Source organism: Mergibacter septicus, assembly GCF_003265225.1.
Classification (GTDB): domain Bacteria; phylum Pseudomonadota; class Gammaproteobacteria; order Enterobacterales; family Pasteurellaceae; genus Mergibacter; species Mergibacter septicus.
The window spans coordinates 296714-312023 of record NZ_CP022013.1; the positions used below are offsets into that span (position 1 = coordinate 296714).

The 15310-nt window shown below is 38.0% G+C and carries 11 protein-coding genes; 5 read left to right on the plus strand and 6 right to left on the minus strand.

Translation table 11 applies throughout. From position 1 onward, the window contains the following. Positions 1-248 precede the first annotated feature (248 nt). The 3 genes from CEP47_RS01430 to CEP47_RS01440 form a co-directional block, all read right to left on the minus strand. Positions 249-3353 (minus strand): type I restriction endonuclease subunit R, encoded by a 3105-nt coding sequence (locus CEP47_RS01430; RefSeq protein ID WP_261919754.1) that lies wholly within the window; start codon positions 3351-3353, stop codon positions 249-251. A 164-nt stretch (positions 3354-3517) separates the two neighbouring features. Next, positions 3518-4813 carry a restriction endonuclease subunit S gene (locus CEP47_RS01435; protein WP_261919753.1) on the minus strand — a complete coding sequence of 432 codons (1296 nt, stop codon included), beginning with the start codon at positions 4811-4813 and terminating at the stop codon, positions 3518-3520. Continuing rightward, entirely contained in the window at positions 4810-6378 is a 1569-nt protein-coding gene (locus CEP47_RS01440) for a type I restriction-modification system subunit M (protein WP_261919752.1), read from the minus strand. The genes CEP47_RS01435 and CEP47_RS01440 overlap by 4 nt, the downstream gene beginning before the upstream one ends. A 295-nt stretch (positions 6379-6673) precedes the next feature. Here CEP47_RS01440 and CEP47_RS01445 point away from each other — a divergent pair, with 295 nt between their 5' ends. The 5 genes from CEP47_RS01445 to CEP47_RS01465 all read left to right on the plus strand — a co-directional run bounded on the left by CEP47_RS01445 (position 6674) and on the right by CEP47_RS01465 (position 11625). After that, positions 6674-7987: a nucleobase:cation symporter-2 family protein gene (locus CEP47_RS01445; RefSeq protein ID WP_261919751.1), complete on the plus strand. Its 1314-nt coding sequence runs from the start codon at positions 6674-6676 to the stop codon at positions 7985-7987. A 159-nt stretch (positions 7988-8146) separates the two neighbouring features. Continuing rightward, positions 8147-8863 (plus strand): ribonuclease PH, encoded by a 717-nt coding sequence (gene rph / locus CEP47_RS01450; protein ID WP_261921015.1) that lies wholly within the window; start codon positions 8147-8149, stop codon positions 8861-8863. Positions 8864-8886: 23 nt separating this feature from the next. Continuing rightward, entirely contained in the window at positions 8887-9528 is a 642-nt protein-coding gene (gene pyrE / locus CEP47_RS01455) for an orotate phosphoribosyltransferase (protein WP_261919750.1), read from the plus strand. Between the two features lie 140 nt (positions 9529-9668). After that, entirely contained in the window at positions 9669-10934 is a 1266-nt protein-coding gene (gene nadR, locus CEP47_RS01460; RefSeq protein ID WP_261919749.1) for a multifunctional transcriptional regulator/nicotinamide-nucleotide adenylyltransferase/ribosylnicotinamide kinase NadR, read from the plus strand. 4 nt (positions 10935-10938) lie between these two features. Continuing rightward, positions 10939-11625, plus strand: a complete 687-nt coding sequence (locus CEP47_RS01465; protein WP_261919748.1) for a metallophosphoesterase family protein — start codon at positions 10939-10941, stop codon at positions 11623-11625. Between the two features lie 76 nt (positions 11626-11701). On the opposite strand, the gene CEP47_RS01470 is transcribed toward CEP47_RS01465, so the two are convergent. The 3 genes from CEP47_RS01470 to hflK all read right to left on the minus strand — a co-directional run bounded on the left by CEP47_RS01470 (position 11702) and on the right by hflK (position 15302). After that, positions 11702-13000, minus strand: a complete 1299-nt coding sequence (locus CEP47_RS01470) for an adenylosuccinate synthase (protein ID WP_261919747.1) — start codon at positions 12998-13000, stop codon at positions 11702-11704. A gap of 119 nt (positions 13001-13119) precedes the next feature. Next, positions 13120-14052, minus strand: coding sequence for a protease modulator HflC (hflC, locus tag CEP47_RS01475; protein ID WP_261919746.1), 933 nt, complete (start codon positions 14050-14052; stop codon positions 13120-13122). Beyond that, complete coding sequence (gene hflK, locus CEP47_RS01480; RefSeq protein ID WP_261919745.1) at positions 14052-15302, minus strand: FtsH protease activity modulator HflK; 1251 nt, start codon at positions 15300-15302, stop codon at positions 14052-14054. Before hflK ends, hflC begins: the two co-directional genes overlap by 1 nt. Positions 15303-15310 lie beyond the last annotated feature (8 nt).

Here is a 15310-nt window from a genome sequence, read left to right on the forward strand (position 1 = left end):
AGGGTATTGTCCCTGATCTTCAAATGATAAACAATTAATGATGATCTAATTGGTTACTATTTACTCTCATTACTCTCAGTGGTGTGTTTCTTATAGAGAGAAGAGGTGCTCCAATGTTGATTTTTAACATTATGCTTTTATTCCTCTACTAGAGCTTAATCCTTTCTAAATGCTGTTTACAAAGAGAATAGATACACTGAAATCTAGATCACTACTTTGATAAACAGCATTGCGATAGATTGTAATTTTTATATTTGCCCACCTATCCCTTTGAATTTTTGAATAAAATCTGAGATTTTTTGGAAAACAGTTTGCTTTTTCGTTCGATATTGTGGATTCAAAGGGCTAAGTTTTGGTAATGCTTCATTCAGTTCTATACCATTTTCAGAGGCATAGCCTCGTTTAAGTGATGTGGATATATAGCGTTTAGCGGCGTCTTCATTGAGTTTTTCAGTGGCAATGATGGTATCGGCTTCATGTTTTTGTTCTGCTTGGGCAAACTTGAAAAAAGCATCAATAATACTAGCCTTATCATTGAATTCATCCAGATCTGTTTGGTTAATAAAATCGACTATTAAGCTCTCTTTCGCCCTATTATCAAGACCACCTCGAATTATACGACAGGCTTCTTCAATCACATCTTCTTTGGATTTGTTTTTCTGATTGTGGTCAAAAATCAGTTCAAGAATATAATCAAGGTTAATTTCTTGAGATTTAAGTAAATCAACCTCAAAGACGACATCTTCCCAATTTATAGTTGACTTATCTTTCTCCTGACCTGTATTTTCACGGCGTAGCCAATCACGAATATCATTATAAGTAGAGCGATAATCTTGGATAGCTCGTTCACTTAGCATATTGATGGTTTGTATTGCCTTAATATCATCATCGTTTAGATAGTGCCTTAACTTAAATTCTTCAACAGCTTGTTCATCACTGGTATCTAAGTTTTGTAAGGCTTTTAAAGCAGCAAATTGATCGTAGTTTTGTAAAATATTTTCTGCTTTTAGGTATTCATTAAAAAGTTTGACAAAGTCTTTCTTATCTTGTTCTTTTTCAATATTTTGTGGGTTTGGAAAGCGTTCTTGCAAGGCTTTTATAATATCAATAAAGCCTTGACGTGCTTGGTTAGTAGCAATATCGTTAAAGCCTTCCATATATTCTTTGTAACTCTTTTCCAGTACCACCTCTTTAGTATTTTCATTACCAAATAGAGTAATAGCATCAATGGTTGCTTGCTCTAGATCTCGGAAAGTAACAATATTACCAAAGGTTTTAGTTGCGTCATAAATACGGTTAGTACGAGAAAATGCCTGTATCAAACCGTGATAGCGTAAATTTTTATCAACAAATAAAGTATTGAGTGTAGGGGCATCAAAGCCTGTCAAAAACATACCGACCACTATCAACAAATCTATTTCTTGATGCCTAACTCGCTTGGCAAGATCACGGTAGTAATTTTGAAAGCCATTACTATCCACGTCATAGTTAGATTTAAACATCGCATTGTAATCTTTAATCGCAGCACTCAAGAACTCTTTCGCACTGCTATTCATCACACTCACTTCATAGCTTTCATCTGGGATATCACCAATGGCATCTTGTTCTTCGTTAGCCGCAAATGAGAATATCGTTGCGATACGTAAAGGTTTTTTTGTTTGTTTATTCTCAGCTTGTAATGTTTTAAAGGTTTCATAATATGCTTTAGCGGCATCGACACTACTTACCGCAAACATGGCATTAAACCCTTTTCCACTCGAATCATTTCGATGCGTTTTTTGATTAAAATGGTTCAGAATGTATTGTGAGATTTCACGGATTCGCTCTGGATGTAAAAATGCTTGTTTATTTTCGGCTGTACTGAGTTTTTTGTCATCTTGTTCAGTCTCAATGTGTTTAAATTTTGGGCGAACATCGTTATAGTCCACTTTGAATTTAAGCACTTTTTCATCACGAATCGCATCAGTGATCACATAAGAGTGTAATTGCCGACCGAATACGTCCTTCGTGGTTTTACCATCTAGAGAGTTTTGTTCGAAAATTGGTGTACCTGTAAAGCCAAACTGATAGTATTTTTTAAATTTCTTCTGTAGGTTTTTCTGTGCTTCACCGAATTGACTTCGATGGCATTCATCAAAAATAAATACAACTTGCTTATTGTAGATAGGTAAATCACTCTCACTTTTGATTAAGTTGTTGAGTTTCTGGATAGTGGTTACCACAATTTTATTGTCATTCTTATCAAGGTTACGTTTAAGCCCTGCGGTACTGTCTGAACCGTTTACACTATCAGGTGAGAAACGTTGGTATTCTTTCATCGTCTGATAGTCAAGATCTTTTCTATCCACCACAAAGAAGACTTTATCTATAAAGTCTAAATTTGTTGCTAATTGTGCCGCTTTGAAACTGGTAAGGGTTTTTCCTGAACCAGTGGTATGCCAAATATATCCGCCGCTTTCAGTGCTACTCCAATTCTTGCTGTTAAAAGCACTTTTTATCTTCCATAAAATACGCTCGGTAGCTGCAATTTGGTAAGGACGCATCACGAGTAAGGTATTGCTGACATCAAATACCGAGTAACGCAAGATCACTTCAAGTAACGTTTCTTTTTGGAAAAAGGTAGCGGTAAAGTCTTTCAGATCCTTAATGAGAGTATTGTCTGATTTTGCCCAATTCATCGTAAAATCGAAACTGTTCTTATCACGTTTCGTGGTATTGGCAAAATAGCGAGTATCTGTGCCATTTGAGATTACAAAAAGTTGTAAGTACTTGTACAACGAATTTTCAGCATTAAAGCTCTCTTTGCTGTATCGGTGTGTTTGGTTAAAGGCTTCTCGAATTGCTACACCACGTTTCTTCAATTCAATTTCAACTAAAGGCAAGCCATTGACTAAAATTGTTACATCATAACGGTTGGTATAGCTTCCTGTTTGTGTGAACTGATTAATAACTTGCACTTTATTGCGAGCAATGGTTTTCTTATCGAACAGGTAGATGTTTTCGATATGCCCATCATCAAAGACAAAATCGAAAATATAATCACTGTGCACTTTACGGGTTTTGTCAATGATCGTATCGTTTTTTGGGGTTAAGTATTGTTCACAAAAGCGAATCCATTCAGCATCAGTAAACTCAACGTCATTTAGGCTTTGTAATTGGGTGCGGATATTCGCTAACATCGCCTCTTGAGAATTTAATTGTAGATACTCATAGCCTTGGTTTTTGAGATCCCGAATTAGCTCACGTTCTAAATCTGCTTCTGTTTGATAGCCCTCAGCAACTTGGTCTTGCCGTGTATATTTATCTAAAACAATAAAATTAGTTGATTCAGCAATTGTTTTGTAACTGGCCATTTGTTGATATCCTTTTTCTGATTGCCTTGGTCTAACAAATTTTTAACTACAGGGTTAAAGTCGGACTCTCTTTTTTGTTGTTTATTAAATTGTTAATATCCCCGTTGGGCGTGGTGTAAAGTAAAAACTCAGTGATTTGTCTTGTAAGGTCAGTGTTTTACTCATTAATCCGCCTTATCTGGATCAGGTTTAGGGAAATTTAACAGTAGATCACGATAATATTCGTATTGTTTTTGGCGTAATTCTATTTCACGTGGAAGACCTTCTTGGAGCGAAGTTGTTAACGTGTCGAATTTATCCAAAATAGATGCAATACGTGCTTGTTCAGCAAGTGATTTTTCTGGATTATTTGGGTATGGAATGGGAACAACGATTTTAGCTAGATCAGTGCTAGAAACCCTGCGAACTTTTGCTCCAGTTATGTATTTTCTTTTCTGTGCTTGGAAATTTTCTGTTAGGAAAAAGTGTGCTAAATACTTAACATTTTGCTTATGTCGAAATAACATCATATCACCTGAAATTGCGACATCATTTCCTAACCATGCAAGAGGCTTTACCACATCCTCGTCATTTTCTGATGTTGTTGCAAGCAATAGGTCATTGTAATTTGCTTTTCTTAATTTTTTCCCCAATTCATCTGAGATATAAGAGAAAGTTTCATTTGCTGTCAGACCATATTTGGTATAAATTTGACCATAATGTATAGCAGGAAATCCCTTTGTTAGAAGGTCTTTTTTTTGTAATCCATTACCACGTATAAAGTTCCCAATTTCACCTAGCGTCTTCCACTCCACTTCATCTTCTTTAAAACTCAATAATTGGTTACGGTAATAGTTGTATTGTTTTTTCCGCATGTTAAGCTCGGCGGTCAGCTCGGCGGTCAGCTCGGTAAATGTATCCAGAATGCGTACAATTTCCGCTTGTATTGCTAGTGATTTTTCAGGATTGTTTGGGCATGGAATGGGGACTAGGATTTTTTTAAATCTGGCTTTGGATATATTAAAGCGGGTCACTCCACTTGCTGATTTGGCAATCTCTGCCCGCATGAATCTGCTACGGAATAAGTACTTTGAGAACTCAGGCATCATCTTGACATCATCATTGAACCTTACACCAAACGAGAAGCTATTTAGGTAGACAGGTTCTTTGAAATCGATCGTGACTGCAGAAGACATTCCTGCTTCTACTGCAATTTCCGATGATCCTGTAAATAAAATATCACCATATCGAACTTTATGTTGACGTTCATTCTCGCTCACTTTTACGAGTTCCAGCTGGTTTGGATCAACTTCAATGTTATTGAAAATATTCTTATAGGAAATGTATTTAGCATCCCCACTCTCAAAATCAGCCTTATTCTTACCAGTAAGACCACTGTAAATTTCAGCGATATCAGCAAGCTGCTTCCACTCTACTTCTACATCTTCAAGTAGCTTTTCCAAATAGCTTAAATTATTCATACCTCAACCTCCCCACCTTCAATTTCCGCAATAATCATATCAATATCACGGCGAAGTTGGTCGATTTTGGCAGCCGTAGTTTTAAGTTCGGCATTCAGTTTGGTAATGTCGATAACCTCACGAGTGTCTTTCGTTTCCACATAGCTACTTACTGATAGGTTATAATCGTTGGCGACTATCGTATTTAGTTCAACCGATTGAGCAAAGTGTTTAATATTTTCTTTGCTCGCAAACACGTTGATGATTTTTTCGATATGTTCATCAGTCAGTACGTTCTTGTTGGTTTCTTTTTTAAACAGTTCACTCGCATCAATAAATTGGGTGGTAGTATCGGCTTTGTGTTTAGATAGCACTAGGATATTTACGGCAATCTTAGTCCCAAAGAACAGATTGGGGGCGAGTGAAATCACTGTTTCAACATAGTTGTTATCAACCAAATATTGGCGAATTTTTTGTTCAGCACCACCACTACCACTACGGGAGAAAATAGTGGGGAAGCAGACAATCGCTGCACGCCCTTTGCTTGATAGGTAGTTCAGTGAATGAAGGATAAAAGCAAAGTCTGCTTTCGATTTTGGAGCCAAGATACCAGCTGGTGCAAAGCGTTCATCGTTGATTAAGGTTGGGTCATTATCTTTGTTCCATTTCTGTGAATAAGGTGGATTGGATACAATCGCATCAAAGGGTTTGTCGTGTAAAAAATGCGGTTCGGTTAAGGTATCCCCAAGTTGGATATTAAACTTGTCATAATTAATGTTATGTAAAAACATATTCATACGAGCTAAGTTGTAGGTGATGGGAGTTCTTTCTTGCCCAAAGAAGCCTTCTTCAATCAGATGAGAATCAAAATGTTTCTTGGCTTGTAAAAGCAATGAACCTGAACCTGCTGTAGGGTCATAGATTTTATTCACGCTGGTTTGCCCGTGCATAGCGAGCTGAACAATCAATTTTGAAACATGTTGAGGGGTGAAATGTTCACCACCAGACTTGCCAGCATTGGCGGCATAGTTTGAAATAAGAAATTCGTAAGCATCGCCAAATAAATCGATCTGATTGTCTTCAAAGTTACCAATGGTTAAACTTGCTACGCCTTTTAATACGGCTGTAAGGCGTTCATTTTTTGCCTTTACTGTATTACCGAGGCGATTACTGGTCGTATCAAAGTCGTCAAATAAGCCTTTGATGTCTTTTTCTGAATCGTAGCCACTGGCGGAGCTTTCAATATCGGTAAAAATTTTTTTTAAGTCAGTGTTTAAATTGTCATTCTTGTCTGCATTAGCGACCACATTACTAAATAACTGGCTAGGATAGATAAAATAACCTTTGGTTTTAATTGCATCTTCTTTGATCAGGTTGATGTTTTCATCATCATCAGACATCGCTGCATAATTAATGCTTTCATCATCACCATTCATATAGTTGGCAAAATTTTCACTGATAAAACGATAGAATAGTGTTCCTAATACATATTGTTTGAAATCCCAACCATCAACCGAACCTCTTACTTCGTTAGCAATAGCCCATATCTGGCGTTGAAGTTCAGCACGTTGTTGTAAGCTCGTCATCTCTTAATTCCTATTTGTAACTTGTTATATTTTACTCTCTAAATTTTACAACTTATTATTCTAGCACAAGTTTTTGTTATTACCTTTCTATTTTTAATCGGTATATATCTAAGCAAAATTTTATTTAGGCGTGGAGTTTTTCGATCAAATGAAAGTTATTTTATAGCAGAAAAATTAGCATTATTTTAATCTGATTTCAAAAAAGCAATCGTTTGCTTAGCTGAAAATAGCTGTGTATAATCGCCCGAGTTTTTCCCACCTTTGTTTAATTATTACGATTTGATAAGTAGGTTCTATGCTTAAGTTACTTTATACCGTTGAAGATAAACCACCTTTTGGTTTGATGTTGTTGTTGGCATTTCAGCATTTATTAGCTGCACTCGGTGGAATTATTGCCGTACCGTTAGTGATTGGTAATGTACTCCATTTGCCAGTACCAGATACCATTACTTTGGTGAATGCGGCATTGTTGATTTCAGGTGTTGTTACACTTGTGCAGTGCTTAGGAATAGGTGGCGTTGGGATTCGGTTACCTAGCGTGATGGGAACGAGTTTTACTTTTGTCGCAGCCGCATTAGCAATAGGCTTTAGTCAAGATGGTGTGGCAGGTATTTTAGGGGCATCACTAGTCGGATCGTTGGTGATGATTATTGGAAGTTTCTTTATGCCAGCAATTCGCAAACTCTTTCCTCCAGTTGTAACAGGCACGGTGGTAACGATGATCGGGCTAAGTTTGGTGCCTGTTGCGGTGGATTGGTTTGCAGGTGGGCAACGAGGCGATGCAAATTATGCTACCCCTGAAAATTTGGCAATGGCAACTTTCGTATTGGTGTTGGTGATTGTCTTGGTGCAGTGGGGGAAAGGTATTTTCTCAGCCGCAGCAATTGTTATTGGTATGATGTCTGGTTATATTTTGGCATTGCTACTTGGTTGGGTTAACTTCGATCAGGTTAAGCAAGCACAACTTTTTGCAGTGCCACAACCCTTGCATTTTGGTTTAAGTTTTCCAATCGCAGGGATTATCGGAATGAGTATTGCTTATTTGGTAACTATTGTGGAGTCTAGCGGTAACTTTTTGGCGTTAGGTAATGCAACACAAACCGAGATTACTGGTAAGCAGTTGCGTGCTGGGGTGTTGTGTGATGGGCTAGGTTCAGCATTAGCGGCAGTGATGTCAACGACACCATTTTCCTCTTTTTCACAAAATATAGGCGTGATCTCTTTAACTGGTGTAGCAAGTCGCTATGTTGTTGCTACAACAGGTGTTTTATTAATGTTAGCTGGATTGTTCCCATTTTTAGGGGCGTTGATTGTCTCAATTCCATTACCAGTGTTAGGTGGTGCAGGGTTGATGATGTTTGCAATGATTATTGCGGCTGGTATTCAGATGCTTGATAAAGTGGAACGTAGCAGACGAAATGGTTTAATCATTGCCATTTCATTAGGTTGTGGATTAGCGGTAACGACACGCCCAGAAATTTTAGAAAAATTACCTTCTTTTGTGCGTGAGATTTTTGGCTCAGGCATTACGGTAGGCTCGTTATTGGCGTTGAGTTTAAATTTAATTCTGCCGCAAGATGAAAAAAAGCAGGAAAAAAATAACGCTTAATGAAAAAGAGCAGAGTTTTTACTCTGCTTTTTTTATATTCAGAGAATGTCGTTTTTCATTCTCTAGTTTATAAGAAATTTTGACTTAATCTTTGCATTATTCAGCGGTGGTCTGTGTTAGAATACGCCATTTTTAGAATATTTGTGGAGAAAGATGATTATGCGTCCAAATCAACGTGGTGTAGCAGAAGTTCGCCCAGTGAAATTTACTCGTCATTATACAAAGTATGCTGAAGGTTCAGTATTGGTTGAGTTTGGTGAGACTAAAGTGTTGTGTACAGCGAGTGTTGAGGAGAGTGTACCTCGATTTTTAAAAGGGCAGAATCAGGGTTGGATTACCGCAGAATACAGTATGTTACCAAGGGCAACCCATTGTCGCACTCAACGTGAAGTGGCAAAAGGAAAGCAGAGTGGTCGCACAATGGAAATTCAACGCTTAATTGGTCGAGCTTTACGTGCAATGGTTGATCTTTCAGCCTTAGGAGAACGTACCATTACTTTAGATTGTGATGTTATTCAGGCTGATGGTGGTACACGTACTGCGGCAATCAGTGGTGCGGCGGTCGCTTTGGTTGATGCAATTACGGGGTTACAGCAAAAAGGTTTGTTAAAAGTCAACCCAATTAAAGGATTGGTTGCCGCAGTTTCGGTTGGGATTGTTGATCAGCAAGCGGTGTGCGATTTGGAATATATTGAAGATTCGGCTGCTGAAACGGATATGAATGTGGTGATGATGGAAGATGGGCGTATGATTGAAGTACAAGGTACTGCTGAAGGTCAGCCATTTAGCCATGAAGAGTTGTTAACCTTATTAGCGTTAGCAAAACAGGGGATTGAACAGATTATACAAGCTCAATCCAAGGTATTAGCAGATTAATTGTTTAGTTTAAAGGAGTGATTATGCAGACCTACAAAAAAGAATTTATTGAATTTGCCTTAGAGCGAAAAGTGCTGAAATTTGGTGAATTTACGTTGAAATCTGGGCGAAAAAGTCCTTATTTTTTCAATGCAGGTCTGTTTAATCAAGGACAGGATTTAGCGAAGTTAGGTGAGTTTTATGCACGAGTGATCGAAACTCATCAACTTGATTATGATCTGTTATTTGGACCTGCCTATAAAGGAATTCCGATTGCAACGGCGGTGTCGATTGCTTTGGTCAATTTATTTAATATCAATAAACCTGTCTGTTTTAATCGAAAAGAGGTAAAAGATCATGGTGAAGGGGGAAATTTAATTGGTAGCCCATTACAAGGTCGAGTATTGTTAGTTGATGATGTTATTACAGCAGGGACAGCGATTAGGGAGTCTATGCAACTTATTGAGGCAAACCAAGCAACCTTATCTGCGGTGGTGATTGCATTTAATCGGCAGGAGCGAGGAAAAGGAGAAATCTCGGCTATTCAGGAAGTAGAACGGGATTATCACTGCTCAGTTTTTTCAATTATTACTTTCGATGATTTACTGCAATATCTATCACAATCATCACAATATCGTGATTTTTTACCGCAAATGCAAGCATATCGTCAAAAATATGGGGTTTAAGAAAATTAAAGAATAGTAATAAACCTTTTATTTAATTTACCATTTTAATTAAAAAGTATATGACAACAGCGGTCGGGAGGCTTATTATCCAAACCGCTGATTTTTTATTTATCACTAAAAGAACGGGAAAATTATAAATAATGGCTGACTTTTCTTATCTGCAACAGAAGCGTAAGCAACTAGGATTGCGTGTTAAGGATCTGTGTGAACAAGCAGAAGTAACTCGAGCCTATTTTAATCAGTTGACCAGTGGCAAGATCAAAAATCCAAGTGCGGTGAAGTTAAAAGCGTTACACCGTGTGTTACAAATTGTCGATTTAGAAGAAAAGCTGGTAGGGGTGATTTTTGGGAAGTTTTACCCTGTGCATACTGGTCATATTAATATGATCTATGAGGCTTTTAGTAAGGTTGATGAATTACATATCGTTGTCTGCAGTGATACAGAACGAGACTTGAAACTCTTTTATGATAGTAAAATGAAGCAGATGCCAACGGTAGAAGATCGTTTACGTTGGATACAGCAGATCTTTAAATATCAACAAGGTCAAATTTTTATTCATCATTTAGTGGAAGATGGGATTCCTTCTTATCCGAATGGCTGGGCTGGTTGGGCAGAGCGTGTGAAAGCACTTTTTGCAACAGAACATTTCTTGCCTAAAATTGTGTTTAGTAGTGAAGTACAAGATAAAGAACCTTATGAGAAATATTTGGGATTAGAGGTAAATTTAGTTGATCCACAACGCCATTTCTTCAATGTATCGGCAACAAAGATTAGAAATCAGCCATTTCATTACTGGAAATTTATTCCCAAAGAGGTTCGCCCATTTTTTGCTAAAACGATTGCGATTGTTGGGGCAGAGCGTAGTGGAAAGAGTGTGTTAGTGAATAAGTTAGCCGCTGTTTTTAATACCACCTCTGCTTGGAATTATGGACGAGAGTTTGTCTTTGAACAATTAGGCGGGAATGAACAGGCGATTCAATATTCCGATTATCCCTTAATGGCGTTAGGTCATCAACGTTATGTGAATTATGCACTACGGCAAGCCCATAAAATTGCGTTTATTGATACTGATTTTATTACCACCCAAGCTTTTTGTATTCAACGTCAAGGCAAACCTCACCCTTTTTTAGATTCTATGATCAAGGAATATCCGTTTGATGTAACAATTTTATTAAATTGCCAACCAAAAGGAGAGGTAGCTTGGACGGGGAAAACGTTACAACAGCGTTTGCGTTTTCAGCAATTATTGAAAACACTCTTAGAAAAATACAAAGTTCCTTATATTGAGATTGAGACTAACGATCATTTTATTTGCTATAACCAAGTAAAAGTGATTGTAGAACGTATCTTGAATAATGAAGAAGTTGCGACAAGTTTTGACGATAAAACAATGAGTAAAGGATAGATGAATGTTATTATTTGCAGGAGATCCACACGGTAGTTTTGAGCATTTATATCCATTATTACGAGAGTATGGACAAGTAAGTTTAGTGATTTTAGGGGATTTGCAGTTAACCAACCCGAAAGAATTGGAGCCTTTAGCCAGCTTATGCGAGCTTTGGTTTATTCACGGCAACCACGATAGCAAAACGGTTGAAGCATTTCGTGCAATTTGGGGCAGTCATTGGCAACAACGTAATTTGCACGCCAGAGTAGTTGAGATTGAAGGTGTAAAAGTTGCTGGTTTGGGTGGTGTTTTTCGTGGTCAAATTTGGTTACCACCGAATCGCCCATTATTTTTTGATCCTATCCATTATTGTCAATATTGCTCTGCTGAAAAAATCTGGAATGGTGGATTACCGCTTCGCCATCGTACTTCTATTTTTCCTTCGGATATTGAACAATTACAACAGCAACAGGCAGATATTTTAGTCAGCCATGAAGCACCAAAACCGCATCCACAAGGCTTTCGGGTGATTAATCAGTTAGCGGAAAGAATGGCAGTAAAAACGGTTTTCCACGGTCATCATCATGATAATTTTGATTATGCAAATCATCGCAATAGTCCGAAAAATTACCGTATTTTTAATATCGGTTTTCGTAGTGTTAGTGATATTGAGGGGAATTATCTCTTGATCGGTGTTGATGATCGTTAATATTTATGTAGAAACGATAAAAAGGTCTAGCTTTAGCTAGACCTTTTTAGTGATTGAGAGCCTTCTTGAATTTAGGTTAAACCGCAAAAGGATCTTGTAAGATCATTGTTTGAACACGATCAGGGCCAGTAGAAAGGATAGAAATTGGCACGCCAGTAATTTCTTCAATCCGTTTAATGTAGTTGCGAGCATTTTGAGGTAATTGTGTGAGATCTGTTACCCCAAAAGTATTTTCTGTCCAGCCGGGTAAGGTTTCATAAATTGGTTCGATTCCTTCCCAATCTGCAGCGGCTAGTGGTGAATATTCCACGATTTCACCATTCGGCATTTTGTATCCAGTACAGATTTTTAGTTCTTCTAAACCATCTAAAACATCTAATTTAGTCATACAGAAACCCGAGATCGAGTTGATTTGAATTGCACGGCGTACTGCAACCGCATCAAACCAACCACAACGGCGAGGACGCCCTGTAACAGCACCAAACTCATTGCCTTTTTCAGCAATTCTTGCACCGACTTCATCAAATAATTCAGTGGTGAATGGGCCACCGCCAACACGAGTACAGTATGCTTTGATAATTCCAAGGACGTAATCTAGGTTACGAGGACCGAAACCAGAACCTGTCGCAACACCACCCGCAGTGGTATTTGAGCTAGTCACATAAGGGTAAGTACCAAAGTCGATATCTAACATAGTACCTTGTGCACCTTCAAAGAGGATATTATCGCCACGTTGACGAGCTTGATGAAGGATTGTTGTTACATCGGCAACCATTCCTTTGAGAATCTCAGCAATGGCTTTAATTTCCGCTAAGGTTTGTTCATAGTCGATAGGTTCTGCTTTATAGTAATGAACTAATTGGAAATTATAGTATTCTAGGATTGTTTTTAATTTTTCAGCGAATTGTTCCATATTAAAGAGATCGCCGACACGTAAACCACGGCGAGACACTTTATCTTCATAAGCGGGACCAATACCACGCCCAGTGGTACCAATTGCTTTTTTACCTAATGCTTTTTCTCTAGCGTGATCCATTGCTACATGGTAAGGCAAAATCAGTGGACAAGCTTCGGAGATCAATAGACGTTCACGCACATTGACACCACGAGCTTCTAATTCACCCATTTCTTGCATTAATGCACTTGGCGAAAGTACAACACCATTGCCTATAACACAGGTTACGCCATCACGCAAAATACCAGATGGAATTAGACGTAATACGGTTTTTTCACCGTTGATAATTAAAGTATGTCCTGCATTATGCCCGCCTTGATAACGTACGACATACTTTACTCTATCGGTAAGTAAATCAACGATTTTACCTTTTCCTTCATCGCCCCATTGGACGCCTAAAATAGCAACACTTTTGCCCATAGTTATTTTTACCTTTGTTTGATAGTAGTGATTAAAAGAATGAACGACCACGCTAAATTATCTATTCATAGAAAAATAGGGTGGTCGTGATAAATAGCCGTTAACCTGTTAATACAAGATTAATTTGCTGGTTTTGTTGCCACAGAATCAATAGATGTGGCTGGTTTTGCTGTCGGTGGCTGCATAAAACGGAAAAATTCGCTATTCGGTTTTAAGATCAGTAAGTTACCCTGATCTTTGAAACTATCAGCATAGATTTTTAAACTTTTAATGAAGTTATAAAATTCAGGGGCTTTTCCAAAACTATCAGCATAAATTTTTGCTGCAGTTGCATCACCTTCCCCACGCAATTCTTGTGCTGTTTTATTTGCATTCGCTAAGATAACTGTTACCTTACGATCTGCATCAGCTTGAATAAAGGCAGCTTGTTCTCGACCTTGTGAACGGTGTTCACGTGCTACGGCATCACGTTCAGCACGCATACGTTGATAGATTGAAGCAGATACTTCATCAGGTAAGTTGATCTGTTTAATTCTCACATCAACGACTTTAATACCTAAATCAGAGGTGCTATCAGCACTATTATTTAACGCATTGCGGGTGTCTAGCATGACTTCCCCACGTGTGCCAGAAACAATATCTTTAATGGTTCTTGCCCCAATTTCTGAACGTAGGCGATCATTAACTTTACGTCTTAATAGGTTTGCTGCTCGAGTATAATCTCCACCGCCTGTTGAGGTGAAGAATTTACCAAAATCAACAATTTTCCATTTAACGTACGAATCCACTAAGAGATCTTTTTTCTCCACAGTAACAAAACGATCTGCCTGACCATCTAGGGTTTGTAACCGAGCATCAAGCACTTTTGGGGTATCAATCAACGGGAGTTTAAAATGTAATCCGGGTTGATAGACAACGGTTTTATTGTCGCTATCACGTTGTACTTTACCAAAGCGTAACATAATCGCACGGCTACCTTCGGTAACAGTGAAGATACTTAAATAAACCAACAGCGCAATAACTAAAACAGCAGGGACTAAAAATTTACGCATTATTCAAATCTCCCATGTCGAGTATTTGGTTGTGGTTGAATTAGAGTTTCCCTTTCTTGAGGGTAATGTATTTGCACTGGTGATGTAGGTAAATCACTTACTTTTGGTTGTAATTTACTACTTGCTTGAGGTGCAGTTTTTGTTACCGTTTTTTGATTAAGTAATTGCTCTAACGGTAGAACAGTCAGATTGTTACCTGTGTTATCTAGTAATATTTTTGGTGTTGCCGTCATTATTTTTTCCATATTGTCTAGATATAAGCGATCTTTCATAATTTGTGGATTCGCCTTAAATTCAGGCAATAATTGATTAAAGCGTTCTGCTTCCCCTTGTGCATTTAATACAACTTGTTGTTTATAAGCATTTGCTTCTTCAATAATTTTTTGTGCATTACCACGTGCAATAGGTTCACGTTCACGTGCATAAGCTTCAGCTTCACGAATTAAACGTTGTTCATCTTCTTGTGCTTTAATTGCATCGTCAAAAGCATCTTTTACAGCTTCAGGTGGTCGAGCAGATTGGAAATTGACATCAACGACTTCTAATCCCATATGGTATGGTTTAATAATCTCATTCAGTTCTTTCCAAGTTCTTTCTCTTACAACAGAACGTCCAGTGGTTAAGATATCGTCCATTGTCATATGGCCGATAACATAGCGTAATGCACTATCTGTTGCTTGGCTTAAGCTATCTTGAGGTTCAACAACATTAAAGAGAAATTGTGCTGGATCTTGGATACGATATTGTACGGTCATTTCAACCGTTACCATATTTTCATCTTGTGTCAGCATTGAGCCTTGAGCTCGTAGTTCACTGATACGTTCAACATTAACAGGGATAATTTGATCGATGAAAGTTGGTTTCCAATTTAAACCCGGTTGAACAATACCATTTACTTTACCAAAACGTAAAACAACACCTCGTTCAGCTTCCTTAATTGTATAAAAACCGCTAATGACCCATAGAATAATAGCTATCACAATAGCGATAGGTAGGAATTTACCTAAGCCGAAACTTCCATTATTTTGGTTAGCATTACCACCATTGCCTGTTAGTTTTTTTAGCAGGTTTTCAAAGATTTCAACTAAATCAGGTAATTCTTGATTGTTAGTATTACCTTTGCGTTCAGTTTGATCAGACGTATTATTTCCTTGCGGTTGCTTCGGATCACGTCCATTTGATTCGGATGTTCCTGGCTTTGCCCAAGGATCTTGGTTTGAGCCGTTGTTGTTTCCGTGATTCCACGACATCATTTTCT